This is a genomic window from Bacteroides sp. AM41-16 (assembly GCF_003603495.1).
Classification (GTDB): Bacteria; Bacteroidota; Bacteroidia; order Bacteroidales; family Bacteroidaceae; genus Bacteroides; species Bacteroides uniformis.
This window is the reverse complement of sequence record NZ_QTNE01000001.1, coordinates 505,839-531,491: the sequence shown is the minus strand read 5'-3', so window position 1 is coordinate 531,491 and position 25,653 is coordinate 505,839. Positions and strand designations below refer to the sequence as shown.

Below are 25,653 nucleotides of genomic sequence, written 5' to 3'. Positions count from 1 at the left end.
ATAACTTATTGAGCACTTCCTTCCTTATTAAGAGATTGAACAATCCGTATATTTTGAGGGGCGATGGTGATACCTACGCGGTCGCCGTCGTCCCACACGTCGTTGGTGTCGACAAAGATGTCTTCGTCCCAGTCCGTAAACACGGTCAGGTGGTAATGGTTCCCTTTGTAGAGGATGAATTTCACTTCACCCGTCAGACGGCCGTCCTCTTCGTTGTCTTCGAGGATGACGTGCTGGAAGTCTACTTCCACTTGCACGGCGCTGCCCGGCTCGATGCCCTGCACGGGGAGGCACTCGAAGTTACAGCCCAGGAAGTCTACGTGCGTCTCGTCCACCAGCTTTCCCTCGAAGGTGTTGCAGGTGCGTTCCTTCTTCATCACGTGGATGTCGAAGGGTTTCACCAGCAGGCCGACTTCGCGTCCTGCCTCGAAGGCATGGTAGTCCTGCACCATCAGCTCGTAGCCTTCGCGCGTCTGCACCAGCATTTCGTAGTGTACGCCTTTAAAGATGCAGCTGGTTACGGTCCCCGTCAGCTGTGCGGCGTCGGATACATCGAAGATGTAGATGTCTTCGGGGCGAATCACTACGTCTACCTGCATCTGCTCGCCAAATCCCGTGTCCACGCATTCAAATTCGTGTCCGCAGAAGGTGACGGCTTTATCCTTTATCATAACTCCGTTCAAGATGTTGCTTTCACCAATGAAGTCTGCTACGAAGGAGTTGATGGGTTCGTTGTAGATGTCCGTCGGCACGCCTATTTGCTGGATGCGTCCTTCGCTCATCACGACGATGGTATCGCTCAAGGTCAGTGCCTCTTCCTGGTCGTGGGTCACATATACGAAGGTGATGCCCAGCTTCTGGTGCATCTCCTTTAGCTCCATCTGCATGTCCTTGCGCATTTTTAGGTCCAGGGCGGCAAGGGGTTCGTCCAGTAGCAGCACTTCGGGTTCGTTGACGATGGCTCGGGCAATGGCTACGCGCTGTTGCTGCCCGCCGGAGAGGGAGTCTACGTCGCGGTCCTCATAGTCCGTCATGCCCACCATGCGCAGGGCTTGCTTTACCTTCTTCTCGATGGTGGCACCGGGCAGCTTCTTCAGCTTCAGCCCGAAGGCAATGTTGTTGAACACGTTGAGGTGGGGGAAGAGGGCGTACTTCTGGAACACGGTGTTTACCGGACGCTTGTGCGGCGGTGTCTGTGTGATGTCCTTTCCGGCAATGGTTATCACTCCTTCCGAGGCTGTCTGAAAGCCTGCAATGAGGCGCAACAGAGTTGTCTTTCCGCAGCCGGACGGTCCCAGTATTGTTACAAACTCGCCCTTACGGACAGACAAATTCACATCATTCAGCACGGCCTTATCTCCGAAAAATTTCGATACGTGCTCCACACCGATGATGCAATCGGACTTTTGCATAAGCGTCTTTTACTTTATCCAAACGAATTAAACAAATCTCAGAAGAAAGCTGAAATAAAATCAAAACAGTTTCTCGGGCTTTCAAAAAGCGGGTGCAAAGTTACATAATTTATCGGGATTTTTCGCCTTACTCTAAAATTCATTATTCCTATGAAGTTAAAATAATAAGTAATACCTTTGTTGGCAGTATTGATATTAAAACTTAATAACATGATGGAAAAGAAGATTGTACTCATCACCGGAGCCTCCTCGGGAATAGGGGAAGGCTGCGCGCGTAAATTTGCCATGAACGGTTACCGGCTTATACTCAATGGCCGTAATGTGGAGAAACTGAATGCTGTAAAGAAAGAATTGTTGGAGAAATATGGAGCCGATGTGTATCTGCTTCCTTTCGATGTCCGCGACCGGCAGGCTGCCCATGCCGCCCTCGAATCCCTTCCGGAGGAATGGAAGGCGGTAGACATACTGGTGAACAATGCCGGACTCGTCATTGGGGTGGACAAGGAACATGAAGGTAACCTGGATGAATGGGACATTGTCATCGACACTAACGTGAAAGCCTTGCTTGCCATGACCCGCCTCGTGGTTCCCGGTATGGTGGAGCGAGGCCGTGGTCACGTTATCAATATGGGGTCCATTGCCGGAGATTACGCTTATCCGGGAGGCAGTGTGTACTGTGCCTGCAAGGCTGCCGTCAAGGCCCTTTCCGACGGACTCCGCATCGACCTGGTGGATACCCCGATACGCGTAACGAATATCAAGCCGGGGTTGGTGGAAACCAATTTCTCCGTCGTCCGTTTCCGTGGTAACCGGGAGGCGGCCGATAATGTATATAAAGGTATACGCCCGCTGACCGGCGACGATATAGCCGAAGTGGTCTATTTCGCCGCTGCCGTCCCCGAGCATATCCAGATTGCGGAAGTGCTGGTGATGCCTGCCAACCAAGCCACGGGGACAATTGTCAGCCGGAAATAGAATTTGTATAAGGATATGATAAAATGATACTATTTTATCTTCGGGGAAACGCCTACATTTGCGCACAGCTAAATGAATATAGAATCTAAACAAGAAAAGCATGAATTTCAAGAAACGAACAAATTTCCTCTTTGGAGTACTGCTGCTGACCGGCAGTTTGTTGGCTCAAAACGTATGTGTATCCACTCCGAAAACCTCTTTGGTGCTTTCGGCTCCTGAAGGCGGTACACTGAGACACTTGTATTATGGTAACAGACTTTCTGAAGCCGACTTGCAGAATATCTCTGCGGCAGAAGCGAACCATGCAGCCTATCCCGAATATGGATTGAATGCTCCCGTGGAGACGGCCCTCGCTGTGAAGCATGCCGACGGTAACATGACCCTCCAGCTCGAAGTATTGAACGTGACTACCGAAAAGGAAGGGAATGTCGTGACGACTGTCGTGGCACTGAAGGATAAGGTGTATCCCTTCTTCGTCAACGTCTGTTACCGTGCCTGGCAGGATGCCGACGTGATAGAATCCTGGACTGAAATCTCCCATCAGGAGAAGAAGTCGGTGGTGCTCAATCAGTTTGCTTCCGGCTATCTGCCCATCCGCCGTGGCGATGTATGGCTGTCCCATCTCTCCGGTTCCTGGGCCAATGAAGGGGTCTTGACGCAGGAACCTCTCACTCCGGGCATGAAGGTTATCAAGAATAAGGACGGTGTGCGCAATTCCCATACTGACCATGCCGAAGTGATGTTCTCCCTCGACGGTCGTCCGCAGGAGAACACGGGCAACGTGATTGGTGCAGCCCTCTGTTACAGCGGCAACTACAAGCTCCGCATTGAGACGCACGATGATGAATACCACCATTTCTTTGCCGGAATCAACGAAGAGAACTCTACTTATTCCTTGAAGAAGGACGAGCTTTTCCGCACTCCCGAACTTGCCCTGACTTATAGTAATGAAGGCTTGAGTGGCGGCAGCCGTAACTTCCATCGCTGGGCACGCCTGCACAAACTGGCGCACGGCACTACCCCCCGCAAGATTCTTTTGAATAGTTGGGAAGGCGTGTACTTTGACATCAACCAGCAAGGTATGGACCAAATGATGGCGGACATTGTCTCCATGGGTGGCGAGTTGTTCGTGATGGACGATGGCTGGTTTGGCGACAAGTATCCCCGTAAGAACGACAGCTCATCACTCGGCGACTGGGTGGTGGACAAGAACAAGCTTCCGAACGGCATTGAAGGCTTGCTGAGTGATGCCAAGAAACATGGCGTCAAGTTTGGCATCTGGATTGAGCCGGAGATGGCGAACACTACCAGCGAACTCTACGAGAAGCATCCCGACTGGGTACTTAAAGCTTCCGAACGTGACGTTGTGTTGGGACGCGGCGGCACGCAGGTAGTGCTTGACCTTGCCAATCCTGCCGTGCAGGACTTCGTTTTCGGTGTGGTAGACAACCTGATGACCTCTTATCCTGAAATAGATTACATCAAGTGGGACGCCAATATGTCTGTCCAGAACCACGGTTCGCAATATCTGACGAAGGATAATCAGAGCCACATGTACATCGAATTCCACCGCGGCTTCGAGAAAATCTGCCAGCGCATCCGTGCCAAATATCCCGACCTTACCATCCAGGCATGTGCCAGTGGCGGCGGTCGTGCCAACTACGGAGTGCTGCCTTACTTCGACGAGTTCTGGGTAAGCGACAATACCGATGCCCTGCAACGTGTCTATATGCAGTGGGGAACTTCCTATTTCTTCCCCGCCATCGCTATGGCATCGCATATCAGTGCTGCCCCCAATCATCAGACGTTCCGCACCATCCCTCTGAAATATCGGATAGACGTTGCCATGAGTGGTCGTTTGGGTATGGAAATCCAGCCCAAAAATATGACGGAAGAAGAAAAGGCTCTTTGCAAGAATGCCATTGCCGAGTACAAGACCATTCGTCCCGTAGTACAGTTGGGAGACATTTACCGCCTGCTCTCTCCTTATGACAAGCAAGGTGTGGCTTCTCTGATGTACGTGGCTCCGGAGAAGGACAAGGCAGTCTTCTATTGGTGGAAGACGGAACATTTCTGTAACCAGCACCTGCCGCGTGTGAAGATGGCAGGGCTCTGTGCCGACAAGCAATACCGGGTGCATGAACTGAACCGTATAGATAATGTTCCCTTGAACTACGAAGGAAAGAGTTTCAGTGGTGCCTACCTCATGGCAAACGGGCTGGAGATTCCCTACAACCATAAGGTGGACTATCACAAGCAGAACGACTATTCGAGCCGTGTGCTTTATCTGGAAGAGGTGAAGTGACATAAGCAAAGGTGAGGTTGGGCCGTGTAAAGGTGAACTTGAGCGGCGTAAAGGTGAGGTTTATGGGTACAGTTGGTACAGTGGGTACAGCGTCTCTTCTATCTCACACACGCATGTATATAAATAATGTACGCGTTATGAAGTAATGTACATAAGCGCATGTGTGTGAAGCAGAAGAGGCGCTGTACCCACTGTACCAATTGTACCACTGTTTGGATGTCCAACTTTTCTTTTCGTACCCTTTTGGGACTTTCAGGTAAGATGGAAACATAAAAAAAGTCCCACAATACATTGATATTGTAGGACTTTTTTCTTTTTGTCGCCTTCTGGCTTTGTTTCTATGTGAACCGCTTGGGGCTCGAACCCAAGACCCCAACATTAAAAGTGTTGTGCTCTACCTGCTGAGCTAGCGATTCAATCCTTCATTGCTGTTAAGCGGGTGCAAAGATAGATACTTTTTTGAAATTTGCAAAATAATATCATCTTTTTTCTTATCTTTGTCCCCATCAATCCTTGATATTAATCATTATCACTGAACATTAATCATTAAATACATGGCAACAGTAGACGATAAAAAGATTATCTTTTCTATGGTTGGGCTGAATAAAACCATTCAGCAGAACAACAAGCAGGTACTGAAGAACATTTACCTCTCGTTCTTCTACGGGGCAAAAATCGGTATCATCGGTCTGAACGGTTCGGGTAAATCGACCCTGCTGAAGATTATCGCCGGATTGGATAAGTCCTATCAGGGCGAAGTGGTGTTCTCGCCGGGATATTCTGTGGGGTATCTGGCCCAGGAACCGTACCTCGACCCCACCAAGACCGTAAAGGAAATTGTAATGGAAGGCGTGCAGCCCATTGTGGACGCGCTGGCAGAATACGAGGAAATCAATCAGAAGTTTGGCTTGCCCGAATATTATGAGGACCAGGACAAGATGGACAAGCTCTTCTCCCGCCAGGCCGAGTTGCAGGACATCATTGACGCGACCGATGCCTGGAACCTTGACAGCAAGCTGGAACGCGCCATGGACGCCCTCCGTTGTCCGCCCGAAGACCAGTCCGTAGAACATCTTTCCGGTGGTGAGCGCCGCCGTGTGGCCCTTTGCCGCCTATTGTTGCAGAAGCCCGACGTGCTTCTTCTTGACGAGCCCACCAACCACCTTGATGCCGAATCCATCGACTGGCTGGAACAACACTTGCAGCAGTACGAGGGTACGGTGATTGCCGTAACGCACGACCGTTACTTCCTCGACCACGTTGCCGGCTGGATTCTTGAGCTGGACCGTGGCGAAGGTATTCCCTGGAAAGGTAACTACTCCAGTTGGCTGGAACAGAAGACCAAGCGCATGGAGCAAGAGGAAAAGACCGCCAGCAAGCGCCGCAAGACGCTGGAACGCGAGCTGGAGTGGGTGCGCATGGCTCCCAAGGCCCGTCAGGCAAAGGGAAAGGCGCGTCTGAACTCCTACGACAAATTGCTGAACGAGGATGTGAAGGAGAAGGAAGAGAAGCTGGAAATCTTTATCCCGAACGGTCCCCGTCTGGGTAATAAGGTGATTGAAGCCAAGCATGTGGCAAAGGCGTTCGGTGACAAACTGTTGTTCGATGACCTCAACTTCATGCTTCCACCCAACGGTATCGTGGGTATCATCGGCCCTAACGGTGCCGGTAAGACTACGCTTTTCCGTCTTATCATGGGACTGGAAAAGGCAGACAAAGGCGAATTCGAGGTGGGGGAGACCGTAAAGGTTGCCTACGTGGACCAGCAGCACAAGGATATCGACCCCAACAAGAGCGTATATCAGGTCATTTCCGGCGGAAACGATCTGATTCGCATGGGAGGGCGCGACATTAATGCACGCGCCTATCTGTCCCGTTTTAACTTCTCCGGTGCCGACCAGGAAAAGCTCTGTGGGGTGCTTTCCGGTGGTGAACGCAACCGCTTGCATCTGGCGCTCTGCCTGAAGGAGGAAGGTAATGTGCTGTTGCTGGACGAGCCCACCAATGACATCGACGTGAATACGCTCCGTGCCCTCGAAGAAGGTTTGGAGGACTTTGCCGGATGTGCTGTGGTCATCAGTCACGACCGTTGGTTCCTTGACCGTATCTGTACGCATATCCTCGCTTTCGAAGGAGACTCCAATGTGTTCTTCTTTGAAGGTTCTTATTCAGAATATGAGGAAAATAAACAGAAACGTCTTGGGAAAGAAGAACCCACCCGTGTACGTTATAGAAAGCTCATGAATGATTGATTTCGGTGCGAATTTGAAAGTATATTCTTTTACTTGTTGACAATACGAAAGCCCTGCTGTAGAATGCAGGGCTTTTTTTGTTTAAAAATATCTCAAAAAAGCCTTTCTACCTTCAAAAAATGTAACATAAATATAACATTAATCTCGTTTTTATTAGTTATATTTGCGACTTAAAACATAAATTAATGTTTAATTAACACTATCTATTAACAAAAAACAGAATTATGAGAAAACATCTAATTCAATTCCTGTTGGTTGCAGTGTTGTCGGTATTTAGTGCCGCTGCATTTGCTCAGACTACAGTGAGAGGTCAGCTTGTTGATTCAGAAACAGGTGAACCGTTAGTGGGTGCCGCCGTCATGGTGGAAGGTACTACACAAGGATCGGTGACCGACATTGATGGCTATTTCAAGCAAAGCGTTGCTTCGAATGCGACATTACTATTCAAGTACGTGGGTTATAAAGACCAGAAGAAGAAGATTACGCAGAAGGGCGCTTCTGTGGATTTGGGTGCTATCCCAATGGAACCGGATGCTGTGATGCTGAAGGACGTAGTGATTACATCGTCTATTGCTGTGGCACGCAAGACTCCGGTTGCAGTATCTACTGTCGACCCCGTATTTATTGAAGATAAGATAGGTTCTCAGGAGTTACCGCAAATCTTGAAATCTACTCCGGGTGTTTATGCTTCTAATGAGGGAGGTGGCTTTGGTGATTCCAACATAAAGATTCGTGGTTTTAAGTCAGAATATGTGGCTATGATGATTAACGGTGTACCCATGAACGGAATGGAAAACCAGAAAGTATACATGAGTAACTGGGGTGGTTTGATTGATGTGGCCAGCAGTATTCAGGTACAACGTGGACTTGGTGCCAGCAAGGTGTCAACTCCTTCAGTAGGTGGCTCACAAAACATTATAACCAAGACTACTGATGCCAAGAAAGGCGGCTTCATCTCTTACGGCATGGGTAATGACGGCTACAGTAAAGTGATGTTCAGTGTCTCTTCCGGTCTGACAAAAGATGGTTGGGCCTTTACTTTATTGGGTGCCAGAGATAAACGCGACGGTTATATTCAAGGTACGGAATCCGAGGCCTACACTTGGTTCATGAGTATTGCAAAACGTATCAATGACAACCATCAACTTTCATTTACAGCTTTTGGAGCACCTCAGTGGCATAATCAGCGTAATATGGCAAATGGTTTGAATATCAAGGAGTATCAGCGTGTAAAACAATGGATGGGTGAGGAAAGTCCCTATCGTTACAACTCTACTTTCGGTTATCGCAATGGACAAGTGATGAACTCTTCACGTAACGAATACCATAAGCCCCAGATGTCTCTTAATCATTTGTGGCAAATCAACCATAAGTCAAGCCTCAGTACAGCAGCTTATATGTCTATCGGTACTGGTGCGGGCTATAGTGGTACGGGGGTAACGGGGTACACCAGCTCTTGGTACGGTACGGCCAGTGATGGTACGGTGAACACTCAGTTCCGTTGTCCTGATGGTACTTTTGATTATGATGCTGTGGATAAGCTTAATGCAGATAACTATACTAATCCGGTGAATGTGAGTGGAATGCCCGGTTATAAAGGTTCGCTGATGATTATGAACAAAGCCTCGAACGACCATTTCTGGACAGGATTGATTTCTACTTATACCACTAAGTTTGGTGATTACTTTGATTTCTATGGTGGTATTGACTTCCGCTATTATAAAGGTTTGCACAAGAATGTCATTACCGATCTTTTTGGAGGGCAGTATTATGTAGACTCTTATAACCGTAAGAGTGTATTGGCTGAGAATAGTGTGAATGGTGGAGTCACCTCCTGGGTAAACCAGAAGTTGGGAGTAGGAGATGTGATTCGTCGTGACTACGACGGTTTTGTGATGTACGAAGGTGGTTTTGCCCAATTGGAGTATAATAAAGATAAAGTGAGTGCATTTGTTTCAGGTGGTCTTACAAATACCAGTTATTGGCGTAAAGACCGTTTTTATTATAGTGGTGACAAACAGCTGTCTTCGAAGAAGCATTATTTGGGAGGCAATGTGAAAGCTGGTTTGAATTACAACCTTGATGATTACAATAACGTATTCTTCAATACCGGATTTATCAGCCGTGCTCCTATTTTTGATAATACCTTCATCAATTCTCAGAGTTCACATGAGCGTAATCCCGATGCTAAGAATGAGAAAGTTTACTCTTTCGAATTAGGTTATGGATATCGTAGCCAGTATTTTTCAGCCAATGTAAACGCCTATTATACTATGTGGAAAGACAAGGCTTTATATGATACCGGATCCTATGAAGACGTAAACGGGGCTTCCCAGCGTTGGACAATGAACATGACCGGTGCGCAGGCTAACCACATGGGTATAGAGCTTGACTTTATTGCCAAGCCTTTCCGCTGGATGGAAGTTAACGGTATGTTCTCTTGGGGAGACTGGCGCTGGAATGGGACAGCGAAAGGCTTCATGATGAATACTGAAGGCCAGATTATGGCGAATAGCCGTGGTGAAGTGGTGACAGATATGAGTAATGTAGATCAGTACAAGTATACCATTGAAATGGATAATGTACAGGTGGGCGGTTCTGCTCAGACTACAGCTGCTTTGGGAGTGACATTCCGCCCAATGAAAGGCTTGCGTCTTAATGCAGACTGGAACTTCTTTGCACGCAATTATGCCGATTATGACATTGATGCGAGCCAAGCCACTCAAAAAGAGGCTTACGTGGTGGAAAAACCTTGGGAGATTCCTTCATGGAGCACATTTGATGTAAGTGCAGGATATACCTTTGACTTCGGTAAGATTCGTGCTACACTGAGCGGCAATGTGAACAACTTGTTCAACCAAGAGTACATAGCCGATGCACGCGATGGAAGTAACCATGACTGGGAGACGGCCACACGTGTTATCTATGGTTGGGGACGTACTTATACTGTAAGATTGAAGTTGAATTTCTAAGCGAACATATTTATGAAAAAACATATATTATTAGGAACCGCATTGGCTTCGCTGTTTGCACTTGGGGCCTGCGATTATAACGAGGATAATTTCCCCGGATTTGATGAAAAAGAAACCATCACGGATGTCAGTACCGATACCCTCGTATTGGCTGATGCCCATTATGGCAAAATAGCTTCTATGCCGAAGAACCAAGGGATAGCTCTCGCCAAGGATCCCGAGGGGCAGACTTATCTTACGGCATTGAACCAGCTGGGTAAAACCAAGATGTTTACTGATATGGTAGCTCCTGAAGATTATCTGCCTGCATTTGTCGATTCGCTCTACGCATATCTGTCAGATGGTTCCAAGGTGCTGGTGCAGTACAATATCGGCAAGGAGCAACCTGAATATCTCTCGAAGATAAACGAAGCTCAGACTTTCGATCTTACTTCTGACAATTACGCTACAGTATGGGGGGAAAGCATGGTAGTGAAATATCTCACCCCTTCTACGTTGAAGAAGCTTCCTGCTTTGTTGAAGGAAGGTATCAAGAACCCGAAGACGGGAGATGTGTGCCAAGTGAATTACGCTTGGTCGGAGACCGAGCCCAGTACAGGCGGCGGTGCAGTGAAAATGGTATACCAGAAAGTAACTTCTATTGATGCCGAAGGAGGTAATTATGTCATTGTGGCTCCGACGAAGGACAATACTTGGATTCCTTTCGGTCAGTTCAAAGACCCGGATAAGACGTATGGTTATATGGAGGGTGAACCGGTAGAGATTGCGGATGGTTTCATCACCAGCGATGTGTCCAATCATATCATGACACTTACTCCTACGGAAAAAGGTTTCACTATGCAACGTCCGGATGGCAAGTTCATCTATCAGAGTGGTACGTTTAACAGTTTCAACATCAGTACTTCCATACCCGAGGGTGGGGATTGGAGCTTTGCTTACAACTATGACCGTAAGGCATTTGATGTAAAAAATGTGGAAAAGGACAAAATCATCAAGCTGAATTTCTATGAAAAAGGAAACTCTTATTCATACGGTTCTTATCCGAATGCTACGTTGGGCATTTATATGAATGAGTCGTTCAATGGAAACGAGGGCGGTTTCACTACTCAAAATGTGAAACTTACCGGCACGTTAACTAATGTATGGAAGGTGGATGGTAAATATGGTTGGAAGGGTAGTGCTCATGTAGGAGATAGCGATTTTGAATCGGAAGCATGGGTGGTTTCTCCTATTATAGATTTAGCAAAAGCGAAGGCTCCTCTTCTTAAGGTAGATATTGCCATTAATTTCTTGAATGGTAACAATCGTGCTGATTTTATTGAATTGCTGGCTTCGGAAGATTATGTGGATGATGTGGCTACTGCTGAATGGAAGGCTCTGAATGTACCTCAATGGCCGGAAGGCAAGAATTGGAATTATGTAAATTCCGGTGATATTGACCTGAGTGCTTACGAGGGCAAGAAGATAGCCATTGCTTTCCGTTATAAGAGTACTACAGAGTGTGCGCCTACTGTAGAGTTTAAGAATATGTCACTTACAAGTACCGTATCAGGGTATTATGAGGGTGTGGATATTTATAAGGAGATTCCTGAATCAGAAGCTGAAATGCCTGCTCGTGCCGTTACCCGTGCATCAGACGTGAAGCCAAATGCTTCTGCTCTCTACCAGTATGACGGTTCGGCTTGGATTGCCTACGAAGAAAGCGCAAGTATCGGTATCCGTGTGATGCAACCTGCCGATTATGTTTCTACCGGTTCGGACTATTTGAGCGATGCTGATGCCGTATTGCCCGTTTATCTGAAGAATGCATTCCCTTACGCACAGAGCGGGGATGTCAAGGCAGTAGTTTATTTCGGAAATAAGGAGTATGATGTGATGGCCGATGAATATGGCTTCGATGGCACTGCATGGGTGAAGAAGAATACCGAAACGGAAACTGCTGAAATGGCATTCCTGAAGACTGACGGCAAATGGATGGAAGCAAAAGAGTATTATAGCAATGACTTTGCTGGTGAACTTCATAACGATGCCCAGATTGTGAATGTGAAGCTTGATGGCATGAATTATGTATGGAGTGCAGGTGCAGGTTATACCCGTATCAAGGCAAGCGGTTATTATCAGCGTAACCGCGATACGGAGGCATGGCTTGTAACCGGTGAGGTAGATCTTACCGAAGCTATTGCCCCACAGATGGTATTCACTGCTTCGGCAGACTATTTGTATGGAGGCAAAATTGAGAACGCAGTGTCTGTACATGTGTCCGAAAATTATATCCCTGCGGCTTCTACTGCTACTGAGGAAGAGAAGATTGCAGCATTGCAGGGAGCGGCTTGGAGTGATCCGTTGTCGTTCGAGTGGCCTACAAGCTCTAAAGAGATCGAAATGCGTACTTCCATGGCTGACTATGTGGGCAAGAAAGTATATGTGGCATTCCGTTATGCAAGTAATACTGATCCTGGATTTGCTCCTACATTCTACATGAGTAACTTTGTGGTGAAGGAATAATTCCTGAGGTTGTGCAATAGACAATGTGGTAATGGACTTTACTGTCCATTACCACATTTGCATTCTTAGTATCGTAAAATCAAATTTAGAAACATAGATGAAAAAACTGTCTTACTTATTTCTTTTGCTGGTCGGAATTTGGCTGGCTGGATGTGATGATTCTTCAGAGGCTTCGCTCATTCCCGAGATAATACCTACCGAGCAGGGTTCGGATACTTACGTGATGAAGGGCTATGAGTCGAGCGACAATGGTTTCAACGTGTATAAGCCCAAGGCTATCGGCACCCCTTTCTATATCCAGTCCAAAGCTTTTACCGGGCGTAATTACGCATTTGCTCCTGTTAATAGTGAGTCGCTGGAAGGGCTTACTGCCGTCCCGTCTGCCGATGCTTTCAGCGAAAGCGTTGAGGTGAAACCCTCTACGTGCTATTGGGTGCGTTTCAACCGCTACAATCATTATCAGATGGGCAAGCTCCGCGTGGCCTATATTCACGGTAATGAAGTGGGCATAGAGTATGTGGCTTCTGAGGATATAGATGTGAAAAATGCCAATATTGCTGATAACAATAAAGCAGACAATCTTGAAATCCCAGCTCTCAATGCAACCAATCAATATATTGAATACTATGCAGGCGTGTCTGATGAGGAAGGTGCCGGGCAGGTACTCAATTTCTCTTTGGAATACATCGCTTCCAAGAAGCATTCGGCTTGGGTGGCATTCAGTTTCGACCCGATTACTGCGCAAGACAACGTGAAGCGTGCCAACGAGTGGAATCAAGACGACCCCAATATTGACAACAGCGTGGAGGTGACTGAATCCATGCATAAGAGCGATGGGTACGACAAGGGGCATCTTTGTGCCAGCGAAGACCGCGTGTACAGTAAAAGTGCCAATAAGCAGACCTTCTACTACAGTAATATCTCGCCACAGATAGGGAGTTTCAATCAAAAGTATTGGGCGGCTCTTGAGAAGCAGGTGCAGACTTGGGGACGTTCCACCATCAATGGCACATACGACAAACTTTATGTCGTGAAAGGTGGTACTACTGACCGTTTGCTTACCAATTTCACAGGTGTGAAGAAAGCCAATGACGGGCTTTATCCCACCACCAATGCCGACGGGCTGACACTTGGCGGACTCATTTGCCCCAGCTATTATTACATGGCTCTGTTGAGCGAGAAGGCAGGGGTTTATCATACTATCGCTTTTTTAGTCCCTCATTCTGAATTATTGCCAGAAAAACCTGGAAAAGATGAATTTATGGTTTATGCCGTTTCTATTAAAAATTTGGAGTACGAAACCGGTATCGACTTCTTCTGTAACCTGCCTAATGAGATAGAGAAGACTGTAGAAGCTACTTATAGTGCTGACGATTGGGCTTGGTAAAAGCTTCAGAAACTATAAGGAGAGTCTCCCTTTTTAGTATGACGGGCATGTCATGATTTAGGTAGCTTTCTTAAAAGCTGTTTTTGTTTTGATGGAAACTGACTTCTTATCCGTATCTTTGCATATTGATTAAAAAAGAGATATTCATGGAACTTTCGGATATACTTCATAATTTGAAGATACAAGAACTTACTCCGATGCAGGAGGCTGCTAAGGAAGCCTATCAATCAGCTAAAGATTTAGTACTTCTTTCGCCCACCGGTTCGGGTAAGACACTGGCTTTTCTCCTTCCGCTGGTACAGACCTTGAAAGCGGATATACAAGGTGTGCAGGCTCTTGTACTAGTACCTTCACGCGAATTGGCTTTGCAGATAGAAACTGTGTTCAAGTCCATGGGAACTCCTTTCAAAGCTATGAGCTGCTATGGCGGACGCCCTGCCATGGAAGAACACCGGACAATGAAAGGCATTCATCCCACCGTCATTATCGGTACTCCGGGACGTATGAGCGACCATTTGAGGAAAGAAAATTTCAATGCCGCCACTGTCGTCACTCTGGTGATAGATGAATTTGACAAGTGTCTTGAGTTCGGCTTCCATGACGAGATGGCAGAGGTTATCGGGCAGCTTCCTTCACTGAAAAAGCGTGTGCTTCTTTCGGCCACCGATGCAGAGGAAATACCGCAATTTGCCGGAGTAGGAGGTGATACCCCCTCTTCCGGCTCCCGGTTCATGAAGCTTGATTTTCTTGCTCCGGAAGCCCTTGCTCCGCGTCTGCGGCTGCACAAGGTTGTTTCTCCGGAGAAGGACAAACTGGAGACCCTCTATAACCTGCTTTGTACCCTCGGCTATCATTCCACCTTGGTATTCTGCAATTATCGTGAAAGCGTGGAGCGTGTTGTTGGGTACCTGAAAGCCAGGAAGTTCCCTTGCGACATGTTTCATGGCGGTATGGAGCAACCCGACCGCGAACGTGCGCTTTACAAGTTCCGTAATGGCAGTTGCGCTGTGCTGATATCTACAGACCTTGCCGCCCGCGGATTGGATATTCCGGGTATTGAGAATGTGGTGCATTACCATCCTCCCGTAAACGAGGAAGCCTATACACACCGTAATGGACGTACCGCCCGTTGGGAGGCATCGGGAAATGCATATCTTGTTCTGCATGCCGAGGAGCGGGTACCCGAGTATATTTCTGAAGACATCGCAATGTACGAGTTTCCGGAGACGCTTCCCAAACCGGCCAAGCCCCGATGGGCTACCTTATATGTAGGTAAAGGGAAAAAGGATAAGTTGAACAAGATAGATATTGTCGGCTTCTTGTATAAGAAAGGAGGAATGGCGCGTGAAGATGTCGGGCAGGTGGACGTAAAGGAACACTATGCCTTTGTAGCCGTGCGCCGCAGTAAAATGAAACAATTGCTGACGCTGGTACGCGGTGAAAAAATCAAGGGAATGAAAACTGTTATCGAGGAAGCAAAGTGATTTATCTTATAAATATTCATTTTATTTGCGCTTATTCTTTTGAATATGAAGTAATGAAACCGCCTTGCTTTTAGTTTCTCTAAAAGTATTATCCTTGATAAGTAAAGATAACAAAATGGTGCATATATCTTGTATAAACCATTAAAAAGTAAGCTAAATGCGGCTTAAAAATAGAATTTCATCAGGAAAGGTTTGTTTTGAAGAAATATTTCCGTAATTTCGCAAAGTCGAAAGACATTAATGAACGAAATTGTATAACCAAAACAAACTTCAAATGAAAAAGCATAATTTCAATGCAGGACCTTCTATCCTTCCTCGTGAGGTGATTGAGAATACGGCACAAGCTATTCTTGATTTCAATGGCTCAGGCCTCTCACTGATGGAAATCAGCCACCGTGCCAAAGACTTCCAACCCGTTGTGGACGAAGCTGTGGCATTATTCAAAGAATTGCTCAATATCCCCGAAGGATATTCGGTACTGTTCTTGGGCGGTGGTGCCAGTTTGGAATTCTGCATGGTACCCTTCAACTTCCTTGAAAAGAAAGCTGCTTACCTGAATACGGGTGTATGGGCCAAGAAAGCCATGAAAGAAGCTAAGGCATTCGGTGAAGTAGTTGAAGTCGCTTCTTCCGCTGAATCTACTTATACTTATATTCCGAAGGACTATACAGTGCCTGCTGATGCAGACTATTTCCACATCACTACCAACAATACAATCTACGGTACGGAACTGAAAGAGGATTTGGACGTAAACGTTCCGATGGTGGCCGATATGTCTTCTGATATTTTCTCCCGTCCTATCGACGTGTCCAAATATATCTGTATCTATGGTGGTGCGCAGAAGAATCTGGCTCCTTCCGGTGTTACATTCGTCATCGTGAAGAATGACGCTTTGGGTAAGGTATCCCGCTATATTCCGACCATGCTGAACTATCAGACGCATGTGGATAGCGGCTCTATGTTCAATACTCCTCCCGTTGTCCCCATCTATGCAGCCCTGCAGACATTGCGCTGGATTAAGGCAGAGGGTGGCGTGAAGGAAATGGAACGCCGTGCCATTGAAAAGGCCGATATGCTGTATGCTGAAATTGACCGTAACAAAATGTTTGTGGGTACGGCTGCCAAAGAAGACCGTTCGCGCATGAACATCTGCTTTGTGATGGCTCCCGAATACAAGGAATTGGAAGCTGACTTCCTGAAGTTCGCTACCGAAAGAGGTATGGTAGGTATCAAGGGACACCGTTCTGTAGGTGGATTCCGTGCATCCTGCTACAATGCCATGCCGAAGGAAAGCGTGCAGGCTTTGATTGACTGCATGCAGGAATTTGAGAAACTTCATTAATAATATTGTTTTTCACCACAGATTACGCAGATTTGCACAGATTGTTTTTATGATTAAACTCTGTGATAATCTGTGTCATCTGTGGTGAGTCTTTTTAATATCATGAAATTATGAAAGTATTAGTTGCAACAGACAAACCGTTTGCCAAAGTGGCAGTAGACGGTATCCGTAAAGAAATAGAAGCAGCAGGTTACGAACTCGTGTTGCTGGAAAAATATGGTGAAAAAGCCAAGCTGTTGGAGGCTGTGAAAGATGCAAACGCTATCATTATCCGCAGTGACATCATTGATGCTGAAGTGCTGGATGCCGCCAAGGAACTGAAGATTGTGGTGCGTGCCGGTGCCGGTTATGACAATGTGGACCTGGAAGCAGCTACTGCCCACAATGTATGTGTAATGAATACTCCGGGACAGAACTCCAATGCTGTGGCCGAGTTGGCTTTCGGCTTGATGGTGATGGCTGTCCGTAATATGTATAACGGTACTTCCGGTACGGAACTGATGGGCAAGAAACTGGGTATCCACGCTTATGGTAACGTAGGTCGCAACGTAGCCCGTATTGCCAAAGGCTTCGGTATGGAGATTTATGCGTTCGACGCTTTCTGCCCGAAAGAAGTAATCGAGAAGGATGGAGTGAAGGCTGTGGGTTCTGCTGAAGAGCTTTACTCTACTTGCGACGTCGTTTCCCTGCATATTCCTGCAACTGCCGAAACGAAGAATTCCATCAATTATGCATTGGTGAACAAGATGCCGAAGGGCGGACTGCTGGTGAACACAGCCCGTAAGGAAGTCATCAATGAAGCAGAGCTTATCCAGCTGATGGAAGAGCGCACCGACTTGAAATACATGACCGACATTATGCCTGCTGCCAATGAAACATTTGCAGCCAAGTTTGCCGGACGTTATTTCTCTACACCGAAAAAGATGGGTGCCCAGACTGCCGAAGCCAATATCAACGCAGGTATTGCCGCTGCCAAGCAGATTGTAGGCTTCCTGAAAGACGGTTGCGAGAAGTTCCGCGTAAACAAGTAATATTTTTAGTAGGCGCGGATTACGCGGATTTCACGGAGTTTTTATTTTCCGTACAGTTCCGTGTAATCTGCGCCTAAGTATTCCATTAAAACATCTAATTACCATGGCAATCATTAAACCTTTCAAAGGAGTCCGTCCTCCCCAAGACTTAGTAGAACAAGTAGCTTCCCGCCCGTATGATGTACTCAATTCAGAGGAAGCCCGCATAGAAGCGGAAGGTAATGAAAAATCCCTATATCATATTATCAAGCCGGAAATAGATTTTCCCGTCGGTACGGATGAGCATGACGAACGTGTTTATCAGAAAGCTGCAGAGAACTTCCGTATGTTCCAAGAGAAAGGCTGGCTGGTGCAGGACGATAAAGAAAACTATTACGTCTATGCCCAGACCATGAACGGCAAGACACAGTACGGTCTTGTTGTCGGTGCCTATGTTCCCGATTATATGAACGGCGTTATCAAGAAGCACGAGTTGACTCGTCGTGATAAAGAGGAGGACCGTATGAAGCATGTCCGCGTGAACAATGCCAACATTGAGCCCGTATTCTTTGCCTATCCCGATAACGCTGCGCTGGATGCCGTCATTTCCCGTTATACAGTCGGGAAACCGGTATACGACTTTATCGCTCCGGGTGATGGTTTCGGTCATACCTTTTGGATTATAGACAAGCAGGAGGACATTGATGCCATAACCCAGGAGTTTGCCAAGATGCCCGCCCTCTACATTGCCGATGGGCATCATCGCAGCGCCGCTGCCGCTTTGGTGGGTGCGGAGAAAGCCAAGCAAAACCCCAATCACCGTGGTGACGAAGAGTACAACTATTTCATGGCTGTGTGCTTCCCTGCCAACCAGTTGACTATTATTGACTATAACCGGGTGGTGAAGGACTTGAACGGCATGACTCCCGAAGAGTTTCTGGCTGCTGTGGGCAAGAATTTCATCGTGGAGGAGAAAGGTGAGGACATCTATAAGCCGTCCGAACTGCATAACTTCTCCCTCTATTTGAACGGAAAGTGGTACAGCCTTACTGCCAAACCGGGTACTTATAATGATAACGACCCCATTGGAGTACTGGATGTAACCATCTCCTCCAATCTGATACTGGATGAAGTGCTCGGCATCAAAGACCTCCGTTCCGACAAGCGTATTGACTTTGTAGGCGGCATCCGTGGTCTGGGAGAGTTGAAGAAGCGGGTGGACAGTGGTGAGATGAAAGTGGCATTGGCCCTCTATCCCGTTTCCATGAAGCAGCTGATGGACATCGCCGATACGGGCAACATCATGCCTCCCAAGACAACTTGGTTTGAGCCGAAGTTGCGTTCGGGGTTGGTGATTCATAAACTGGACTAAATGAATTGATATAAACTGAAACGGGGATGTCTTCCACTAAAAGACATCCCCTTTTTTTTCGGATTAAAACAGAATAATAAGGTTATTATGTAGAAAATGCCGACCTTTGCTGAAAAATTAAGAGTATGCAATGAAGGTATTGATTCTTAACGGTAGTCCTCGTCGTCATGGCAACATGTCGAAAATGTTGGAGCTGATGAAGCAGGAACTTGAAGGCTGCGGAGTTGGAACAGTTTATATAGACGTTCCACAGTTGCAGGTACATCCCTGCATCGGTTGCATGAAGTGTCGCAGTTCATTGAAGTGTTGTCTGCCCGAGGATGGGGCACAGAGAGTGTTGCAGTCTATGAAAGAAGCCGATGCAGTGATAATCGGTGCCCCTTGCTATTGGGGAAACATGCCGGGAGAAGTGAAAGTGCTTTTCGACCGTATGGTTTACGGTATGATGGGGGAGAACTCTTGGGGGATGCCCCTTCCGCTTCATAAGGGCAAGAAAGCGATTGTGGTAAGTACTTGTACTACCCCTTATCCTTTCAATATTCTCTATAATCAGACGCACGGTGTGGTGAGAGCTTTCAGGGAGATTCTGAAATGGAGTGGTTTCAAGATTGTGAAAACCATTGAGAGGGGAGGTACTAAGAAGCATCCTGAGCTGACGGAAAAGGATATGCGGAACTGCAAGAAAGCAGTGCACAAATTATTGTAAAGTATTGAAAAAGTCAATATGGGTAGAAAAGAAGAATATAAATTGCAGAACGAACAGTTTCTGGAACAGTTGCGTACGGCAGAAGGAATCAAGGAATTGCCTTGCGGCATACTTTATCGGGTATTGGAGGAAGGCAGAGACGGTCTGACACCACGTCTCAACAGTGTAGTATCTGTGCATTATAAAGGCACTCTTATCAATGGGCGTGAGTTCGATAATTCGTGGAAACGGAATTGTCCGGAGGCTTTTCGTCTGAATGAAGTGATTGAGGGCTGGCAGATTGCCTTGCTACGAATGCATCCCGGAAGTCGTTGGATTGTATATATCCCTTACACCATGGGATACGGTACACGTACCAGTGGACCCATTCCGGCGTATTCCACACTGATATTTGAAGTGGAATTACTAAATATCTCGTGACACTGCTGAACAATTTGCTTTTTTATCTTGTTCTCATATAAGAATTTAGAAAAACTCAATAGGTATGAATATAGATAAGAAAGCAGGGCATATTGACCCGAAAGTAGCATTGTCCCAGGCAGAACATGAAAAGGGAACAGTACCCGGACAACAGATTGGCCTTTACGGTAATGCAGACAAGAGAGATGTTCGTCAGGTCGTAAAGATTCTGAATCCTGACAAAAACAGTATGGAGAGCAGAGGTTAACCCTCTGCTTTTTTTATTACATGCCTCTTTCTTCGTCGAGTCCAGATGATTTGTTGGAGGGTTTTGTATCTTTGTACCCGGAAATGAAACTCTTAAAAACAAAAGCAGGATGCTACGGAAAGGAGACCTCACTCAAGGAGGCATAACCGGTACTTTATTACATTTTACCCTACCCATGATGGTAGGGTCTTTTTTGCAGCAATGCTACAACATTGCAGATACGCTCATTGTAGGCCAATGCATTGGTGCAGGGGCGTTGGCGGCGGTCGGTTCGGCATACACATTGATGGTTTTCCTTATATCCGTTTTGCTGGGACTGGCGATGGGCAGTGGCACTGTGTTCTCTTTACATTATGGTGCCGGAAACCATGTAGCACTGCGTCGTAGCATATTCAGTTCGTTTGTACTGATAGGTATCGTGACATTGATACTGAATGTAGCCGTTTTTATCTGGCTCGACCCTATTCTCCGGCTGTTGCAGGTCCCGCAAGACATATACGGCATGATGCGCAGCTACTTGTGGATAATCTTCTGCGGTATAGTTTTCACCTTTATCTATAACTTCTACGCATCTCTGCTGCGTGCAGTAGGGGATTCTGTCACTCCGCTTTGGTTTCTGGCAGTTTCTGTCGTTCTGAATATAGCGCTCGACTTGTTTTTTATCCTACAACTGGATTGGGGGATTCAGGGTGCGGCTGCGGCCACTGTCCTCGCTCAAGGAGTAGCTGCTCTGGGCATCATCATTTATACTTACAGAAGGCGTCCGGAACTGCGATGGCATCATGAAGATATGTGTTTTGACCGTACTTGCTTGAAGGAAATAGCTTCCTTCTCTACACTGACTTGCGTCCAACAGTCGGTGATGAATCTGGGAATCCTGATGGTACAGGGACTTGTCAACAGCTTTGGAACAGCGGTAATGGCAGCTTTTGCGGCAGCTGTGAAGATTGACTCTTTCGCCTATATGCCCGTGCAGGAATTTGGGAACGCCTTTTCCACCTTTATTGCACAGAACTTCGGGGCCGGACGTTACGACCGTATCCACCGGGGTGTTCGCAGTGCATTTGTCACGGCTGTTGTTTTTTCGCTCCTTGTGTCCGTATTGGTTTTCATCTTTGCCAAACCGTTGATGCTTATCTTTGTCCGTCCGGACGAAACGGAGATTATTGCGGTGGGAGTGGCGTACCTACGCATCGAAGGTGCTTTCTACTGTGGCATCGGCATCTTGTTTTTGCTGTACGGATACTACCGGGCCATCCGTATGCCGGGCATGTCTGTTGTGCTGACCGTGCTGTCGCTGGGCACCCGTGTAGTTCTTTCTTATTGGTTTGCTTCGATACCTGAGATTGGGGTGACAGGCATCTGGTGGTCCATCCCCATCGGCTGGCTGATTGCCGATGTAGTCGGTATCTGGTGCTATCGGTATGTTAAAGGAGTTAGAGGGAGTTAAAAGAAAATCCGGCAAATTTGCTCCACTGTCCTTCGGATATTTTCTTGAGCAAACTCGGGTTGCATGGCCTGCTCCAAAGAGATGGGAGAGGGGGTAATGGAGAATACGCCCCGGAATCCGGCTGCATTCAGTATCCCGGCATCCTCTATCGCTCCTGCCAGCAGGATGACGGGAATATGTTGCCTCCTTGCTTCCTGCAAGATGCCCGAAGGTACTTTCCCCATAAGAGTCTGCCGGTCCGATTTCCCTTCTCCGGTGATGAGGAGGTCGGCATCCTTAATCTTTTCTGCAAAGTCCAGAGTTTCCAAAAGAAGCTCTATGCCGGGTTTCAACTGTGCATCCAGAAATGCGTGGAGACCGCCCCCCATACCGCCTGCCGCACCGGCACCGGGATGCAAGGATACGTCTTTGCCGGTAGTGTGGAATATGACGTCCGAAAGATGCTGCATAGCAACATCCAGTTCCTTCACCATATCCGCGTCTGCTCCTTTTTGGGGAGCGAATACGTGGGCTGCTCCATTGGGACCGAAGAAAGGATTGCGTACATCACACGCCGCCGTGAAACATGCCTTTTTCAGTGCGGGATGGGCAGAAGAGCTGTCTATGGAGCTGATTGCCGATAGAAGGGCACCGCATAGGGCGATGCCTTTTTTCATGCTTCCCACTTCGTGTCCTTCTTTATCGAAGAAACGGAATCCCAATGCTTGCAGCATTCCCAGACCGGCATCGTTCGTGGCGCTCCCTCCAAGTCCGATGACGAAACGGAGGCATCCCCGTTCCAGGGCATCGCGTATCAGTTCGCCCGTTCCGAAGGTGGTGGTTTTCATCGGATTCCTTTTGTCGGCAGGAACCAGAGGCAGTCCGCTGATGGCGGCCATCTCTATGAATGCGGTATTGCCGTCTCCGGAGATGCCGTAACTGGCATCGCACGGTTGCATCAACGGGTCGTGGGCACGGACGGTGATACGTTTTCCGTTACTGGCTGCAAGCAGGACGTCGAGCATGCCTTCTCCACCGTCGGCCACAGGGAGCACGATGGTCCGGCATTCGGGACATGCGGCATGTACCCCTTGGGCGGCAGCTTCTCCGGCTTCTGCCGAGGTGAGACATCCTTTAAAGGAATCAAGGGCAATCACTATCTTTTTCATAAATGCGGTCTTTTATAATTTCGTCATGCTTCGGATGACAAGTTGTACAATTACAAAGGTATATACAAAATTTCATTTCTTTTTCATGCAAGCATGAAAGTTCTCTCTTCGGTTTGCATTATCTTTGCAGCATGAGCGAAGATACGTATAAAACCATCGTTGCCCCTTCCGAGGGCATTTACACTGAAAAGCGCAGCAAGTTCATTGCTATTGCCCTGCCGGTGCGTACAGTAGAGGAGGTGAAGGCGCATCTGGAAACTTACCAGAAGAAATACTACGACGCCCGCCACGTGTGCTATGCCTACATGTTGGGCCATGAGCGGAAGGACTTCCGTGCCAACGACAACGGCGAGCCATCGGGTACGGCAGGCAAGCCGATTCTGGGACAAATCAATTCCAACGAACTGACGGATATTCTCGTCATCGTAGTGCGCTACTTCGGCGGTATCAAGTTGGGTACGAGTGGACTGATTGTAGCTTATAAGGCTGCTGCCGCCGAAGCCATTGCCGCTGCCACCATCATTGAAAAGACGGTAGATGAGGCGGTGACTTTCCTCTTCGAATACCCCTTCATGAACGATGTGATGCGGGTGGTGAAGGAGGAGGAGCCGGAAATTCTGGAACAGTCGTATGATATGGACTGCCGTATGACGCTCCGCATCCGTCAGTCCATGATGCCGAAGTTGCGGGCACGGTTGGAGAAAGTAGAAACATTAAGGTTTGAATAATACAACAAATGGGATAAGAGCCCCTTTTAATAGGGAAGTTGTTCGTTTCCTTTAACGGAACAAGTTGTTTTCCTATGAGGAACAGACTGTTTTCTTTGCGGAAACGGCACCACTCCTTATGAAAGGCTGACTCCCCCCTTTAAACAAAAGAAAGTTTATGGCATTTAGTGCAACAAAAAGAGAACTGGGTGAGCTCTACACCTTCTTTCGCCTGCTGGCGGATGGAGCCGTGTCATTGGGCACACCGAAAGCTGAAAAAGACGAAACCCTGCGCTGGCCCGTTGCCTTGATACAGAGGGAAGAGCATGACGGTACGCGCCGTTACTATATCGAAGCGCAGGAAGTGCGCGTTGTCAGCGGAACTACCGGGAAGGACGGTTCGTTTGTTCCGGGCGAGAAGGAGGAACTGCGTTTCCCCCGCGAAGACTTTGGTGATGCGGCAGAGTTGGTTCTGCATCTGTTGAAGAACGTTTCGGGCGAGGAAGTGGAAGTGACTGAAGGCTTGGAAGCTTTCCTGGATGCTGTCAATATCTTCGACCTGGAAGCAAAGACGGAGGACCGTACCGATTTCTCCGTAGCTTTCTGGCATCCCGAAGCTCCGCTAACGGGCTTCAATGTCCGTTGTCGCCTTACCCCGATGAATCCGTTGCTGGACGGAGGGCGCACGGCGAATCTGAAGCTGGAGCAAAGCGGTGTCAAGTTTGCCGTGCCCACGGTGAACAAGGTGAATGCCCTGCCGGAATCTTCTACGGAAGTAGCAGAACGCATGATGATGATTGAGCGACTGGGCGGCGTGCTGAAGTATGCCGACGTTGCCGACCGCGTGTTCCGCTGCAACTTGCTGATGATAGACCTCCACTTCCCCCGCATGCTTGCCGAGATGGTACGCTTGATGCACTTGGACGGCATCACCCGCATCAGCGAATTGACGGAGCGCATCAAGGAGATGAATCCGCTGAAGATAAAGGACGAGTTGATAAACAAGCACCGCTTCTACGAGTTCAAGATGAAGCAGTTCTTGCTGGCGCTTGCCCTCGGCATGCGCCCTGCCAAAATTTATAACGGTACGGACTCTGCCGTCGAAGGCATCTTCCTGACGGACGGCAACGGGCAGATACTCTGCTACCACAAATCCCGTCCGCAGGTCTTTGCAGACTTCCTTTATCAGAACACGCGTTTGGAGAAAGGTGCCGTAGAGAAAGATAAATACGGCTTCTTGGAGCGCGAGAACGGCGTCTGGTACTTCAAGCTGAATGTGAAGATTGGACTGGTGAAACGATGAAACAGCCCTACTGAATACGCACCGATTTGCATTATCAATAATCAACTATCAATTCTCAATTAAACAAATGAACGAGACATTACAAACTATCAAGGCACGCCGTAGCGTCCGTGCCTATATGGAACAGCAGGTTTCCGCAGAAGATTTGAATCTTATCCTTGAGGCGGCTACTTATGCCCCCAACGGTATGCATTTGGAGACGTGGCACTTCACTGCCATTCAGAATAAGGAAGTACTGAAAGAGTTGAATGATAAAATCAAAGGCGCCTTTGCCAAGAGTGACGACCCTCATACACGGGAACGTGGACATAGCCAGACTTATTGCTGCTACTATCATGCCCCCACGCTGGTCATTGTCTCCAACGAGCCTACCCAATGGTGGGCTGCTATGGATTGCGCTTGCACCTTGGAGAACATTTTCCTTGCAGCCAAGTCCCTCGGCATCGGTTCCTGCTGGATTAACCAGTTGGGGCAGACCTGCGACGACCCCGATGTCCGCGCTTTCTTGACAAAGCTGGGTGTACCCGAGAGCCATAAGGTATATGGCTGCGCAGCCCTGGGATATGCTCCCGCCGATGCTCCGGTGAAGGAGAAAAAGGTGAAGGAAGGTACGGTGACCATCATCCGCTAAACAGAGATACCCGCAGGAGAGGTGG

General features: G+C 47.8%; 19 protein-coding genes and 1 tRNA gene. 17 read left to right on the top strand and 3 right to left on the bottom strand.

The window, feature by feature from the left end; all coding sequences use genetic code 11:
* Positions 1–5 precede the first annotated feature (5 nt).
* The gene (gene potA / locus DW896_RS02505; protein ID WP_005828085.1) at positions 6–1,412 is read right to left on the bottom strand and encodes a polyamine ABC transporter ATP-binding protein; all 1,407 of its coding nucleotides are present in this window, start codon (positions 1,410–1,412) and stop codon (positions 6–8) included.
* Between the two features lie 213 nt (positions 1,413–1,625).
* Here potA and DW896_RS02500 point away from each other — a divergent pair, with 213 nt between their 5' ends.
* Positions 1,626–2,387, top strand: a complete 762-nt coding sequence (locus DW896_RS02500; protein ID WP_034525612.1) for an SDR family oxidoreductase — start codon at positions 1,626–1,628, stop codon at positions 2,385–2,387.
* 100 nt (positions 2,388–2,487) lie between these two features.
* Entirely contained in the window at positions 2,488–4,692 is a 2,205-nt protein-coding gene (locus tag DW896_RS02495) for an alpha-galactosidase (protein ID WP_117652481.1), read from the top strand.
* Positions 4,693–5,035: 343 nt separating this feature from the next.
* Here DW896_RS02495 and DW896_RS02490 read toward each other — a convergent pair.
* A tRNA-Lys gene (locus DW896_RS02490) sits at positions 5,036–5,108 on the bottom strand.
* A 138-nt stretch (positions 5,109–5,246) separates the two neighbouring features.
* Here DW896_RS02490 and ettA point away from each other — a divergent pair.
* The 12 genes from ettA (at position 5,247) to DW896_RS02430 (ending at position 21,839) form a co-directional block, all read left to right on the top strand.
* Positions 5,247–6,944, top strand: a complete 1,698-nt coding sequence (gene ettA, locus DW896_RS02485) for an energy-dependent translational throttle protein EttA (RefSeq protein ID WP_005828098.1) — start codon at positions 5,247–5,249, stop codon at positions 6,942–6,944.
* 224 nt (positions 6,945–7,168) lie between these two features.
* Complete coding sequence (locus DW896_RS02480) at positions 7,169–9,916, top strand: TonB-dependent receptor (RefSeq protein ID WP_005828100.1); 2,748 nt, start codon at positions 7,169–7,171, stop codon at positions 9,914–9,916.
* Between the two features lie 12 nt (positions 9,917–9,928).
* Entirely contained in the window at positions 9,929–12,421 is a 2,493-nt protein-coding gene (locus DW896_RS02475) for a choice-of-anchor J domain-containing protein (protein WP_035448191.1), read from the top strand.
* 97 nt (positions 12,422–12,518) lie between these two features.
* The gene (locus DW896_RS02470; RefSeq protein WP_035448193.1) at positions 12,519–13,808 is read left to right on the top strand and encodes a DNA/RNA non-specific endonuclease; all 1,290 of its coding nucleotides are present in this window, start codon (positions 12,519–12,521) and stop codon (positions 13,806–13,808) included.
* A 146-nt stretch (positions 13,809–13,954) separates the two neighbouring features.
* Positions 13,955–15,292, top strand: coding sequence for a DEAD/DEAH box helicase (locus DW896_RS02465; RefSeq protein ID WP_035448195.1), 1,338 nt, complete (start codon positions 13,955–13,957; stop codon positions 15,290–15,292).
* Positions 15,293–15,566: 274 nt separating this feature from the next.
* Positions 15,567–16,634, top strand: coding sequence for a 3-phosphoserine/phosphohydroxythreonine transaminase (gene serC, locus DW896_RS02460; protein ID WP_005828105.1), 1,068 nt, complete (start codon positions 15,567–15,569; stop codon positions 16,632–16,634).
* 110 nt (positions 16,635–16,744) lie between these two features.
* Positions 16,745–17,665, top strand: coding sequence for an NAD(P)-dependent oxidoreductase (locus DW896_RS02455; RefSeq protein ID WP_005828107.1), 921 nt, complete (start codon positions 16,745–16,747; stop codon positions 17,663–17,665).
* 103 nt (positions 17,666–17,768) lie between these two features.
* Entirely contained in the window at positions 17,769–19,016 is a 1,248-nt protein-coding gene (locus tag DW896_RS02450) for a DUF1015 domain-containing protein (protein ID WP_008663157.1), read from the top strand.
* Positions 19,017–19,146: 130 nt separating this feature from the next.
* Entirely contained in the window at positions 19,147–19,722 is a 576-nt protein-coding gene (locus DW896_RS02445; RefSeq protein WP_005836314.1) for a flavodoxin family protein, read from the top strand.
* A gap of 18 nt (positions 19,723–19,740) precedes the next feature.
* Positions 19,741–20,142, top strand: coding sequence for an FKBP-type peptidyl-prolyl cis-trans isomerase (locus DW896_RS02440; RefSeq protein ID WP_005836316.1), 402 nt, complete (start codon positions 19,741–19,743; stop codon positions 20,140–20,142).
* 64 nt (positions 20,143–20,206) lie between these two features.
* The gene (locus tag DW896_RS02435; protein ID WP_005828120.1) at positions 20,207–20,389 is read left to right on the top strand and encodes a hypothetical protein; all 183 of its coding nucleotides are present in this window, start codon (positions 20,207–20,209) and stop codon (positions 20,387–20,389) included.
* Between the two features lie 109 nt (positions 20,390–20,498).
* Positions 20,499–21,839 (top strand): MATE family efflux transporter, encoded by a 1,341-nt coding sequence (locus tag DW896_RS02430; RefSeq protein ID WP_119992836.1) that lies wholly within the window; start codon positions 20,499–20,501, stop codon positions 21,837–21,839.
* On the opposite strand, the gene DW896_RS02425 is transcribed toward DW896_RS02430, so the two are convergent.
* Positions 21,836–22,987, bottom strand: coding sequence for a glycerate kinase (locus DW896_RS02425; RefSeq protein WP_119992834.1), 1,152 nt, complete (start codon positions 22,985–22,987; stop codon positions 21,836–21,838). The genes DW896_RS02430 and DW896_RS02425 overlap by 4 nt on opposite strands.
* A 131-nt stretch (positions 22,988–23,118) precedes the next feature.
* Here DW896_RS02425 and DW896_RS02420 point away from each other — a divergent pair, with 131 nt between their 5' ends.
* The 3 genes from DW896_RS02420 (at position 23,119) to DW896_RS02410 (ending at position 25,628) form a co-directional block, all read left to right on the top strand.
* Complete coding sequence (locus tag DW896_RS02420; RefSeq protein WP_005828136.1) at positions 23,119–23,715, top strand: YigZ family protein; 597 nt, start codon at positions 23,119–23,121, stop codon at positions 23,713–23,715.
* A gap of 157 nt (positions 23,716–23,872) precedes the next feature.
* Positions 23,873–24,997 (top strand): HpaII family restriction endonuclease, encoded by a 1,125-nt coding sequence (locus DW896_RS02415; RefSeq protein WP_119992832.1) that lies wholly within the window; start codon positions 23,873–23,875, stop codon positions 24,995–24,997.
* A 67-nt stretch (positions 24,998–25,064) separates the two neighbouring features.
* Positions 25,065–25,628 carry a nitroreductase gene (locus DW896_RS02410; RefSeq protein WP_118274100.1) on the top strand — a complete coding sequence of 188 codons (564 nt, stop codon included), beginning with the start codon at positions 25,065–25,067 and terminating at the stop codon, positions 25,626–25,628.
* The last annotated feature ends 25 nt before the right edge of the window (positions 25,629–25,653 follow it).

Bases quoted from the DNA above. Each gene is read 5' to 3' on its own strand.
- potA (WP_005828085.1), bottom strand. From the start codon at position 1,412: ATGCAAAAGTCCGATTGCATCATCGGTGTGGAGCACGTATCGAAATTT.
- DW896_RS02500 (WP_034525612.1), top strand. From the start codon at position 1,626: ATGGAAAAGAAGATTGTACTCATCACCGGAGCCTCCTCGGGAATAGGG.
- DW896_RS02495 (WP_117652481.1), top strand. From the start codon at position 2,488: ATGAATTTCAAGAAACGAACAAATTTCCTCTTTGGAGTACTGCTGCTG.
- ettA (WP_005828098.1), top strand. From the start codon at position 5,247: ATGGCAACAGTAGACGATAAAAAGATTATCTTTTCTATGGTTGGGCTG.
- DW896_RS02480 (WP_005828100.1), top strand. From the start codon at position 7,169: ATGAGAAAACATCTAATTCAATTCCTGTTGGTTGCAGTGTTGTCGGTA.
- DW896_RS02475 (WP_035448191.1), top strand. From the start codon at position 9,929: ATGAAAAAACATATATTATTAGGAACCGCATTGGCTTCGCTGTTTGCA.
- DW896_RS02470 (WP_035448193.1), top strand. From the start codon at position 12,519: ATGAAAAAACTGTCTTACTTATTTCTTTTGCTGGTCGGAATTTGGCTG.
- DW896_RS02465 (WP_035448195.1), top strand. From the start codon at position 13,955: ATGGAACTTTCGGATATACTTCATAATTTGAAGATACAAGAACTTACT.
- serC (WP_005828105.1), top strand. From the start codon at position 15,567: ATGAAAAAGCATAATTTCAATGCAGGACCTTCTATCCTTCCTCGTGAG.
- DW896_RS02455 (WP_005828107.1), top strand. From the start codon at position 16,745: ATGAAAGTATTAGTTGCAACAGACAAACCGTTTGCCAAAGTGGCAGTA.
- DW896_RS02450 (WP_008663157.1), top strand. From the start codon at position 17,769: ATGGCAATCATTAAACCTTTCAAAGGAGTCCGTCCTCCCCAAGACTTA.
- DW896_RS02445 (WP_005836314.1), top strand. From the start codon at position 19,147: ATGAAGGTATTGATTCTTAACGGTAGTCCTCGTCGTCATGGCAACATG.
- DW896_RS02440 (WP_005836316.1), top strand. From the start codon at position 19,741: ATGGGTAGAAAAGAAGAATATAAATTGCAGAACGAACAGTTTCTGGAA.
- DW896_RS02435 (WP_005828120.1), top strand. From the start codon at position 20,207: ATGAATATAGATAAGAAAGCAGGGCATATTGACCCGAAAGTAGCATTG.
- DW896_RS02430 (WP_119992836.1), top strand. From the start codon at position 20,499: ATGCTACGGAAAGGAGACCTCACTCAAGGAGGCATAACCGGTACTTTA.
- DW896_RS02425 (WP_119992834.1), bottom strand. From the start codon at position 22,987: ATGAAAAAGATAGTGATTGCCCTTGATTCCTTTAAAGGATGTCTCACC.
- DW896_RS02420 (WP_005828136.1), top strand. From the start codon at position 23,119: ATGAGCGAAGATACGTATAAAACCATCGTTGCCCCTTCCGAGGGCATT.
- DW896_RS02415 (WP_119992832.1), top strand. From the start codon at position 23,873: ATGGCATTTAGTGCAACAAAAAGAGAACTGGGTGAGCTCTACACCTTC.
- DW896_RS02410 (WP_118274100.1), top strand. From the start codon at position 25,065: ATGAACGAGACATTACAAACTATCAAGGCACGCCGTAGCGTCCGTGCC.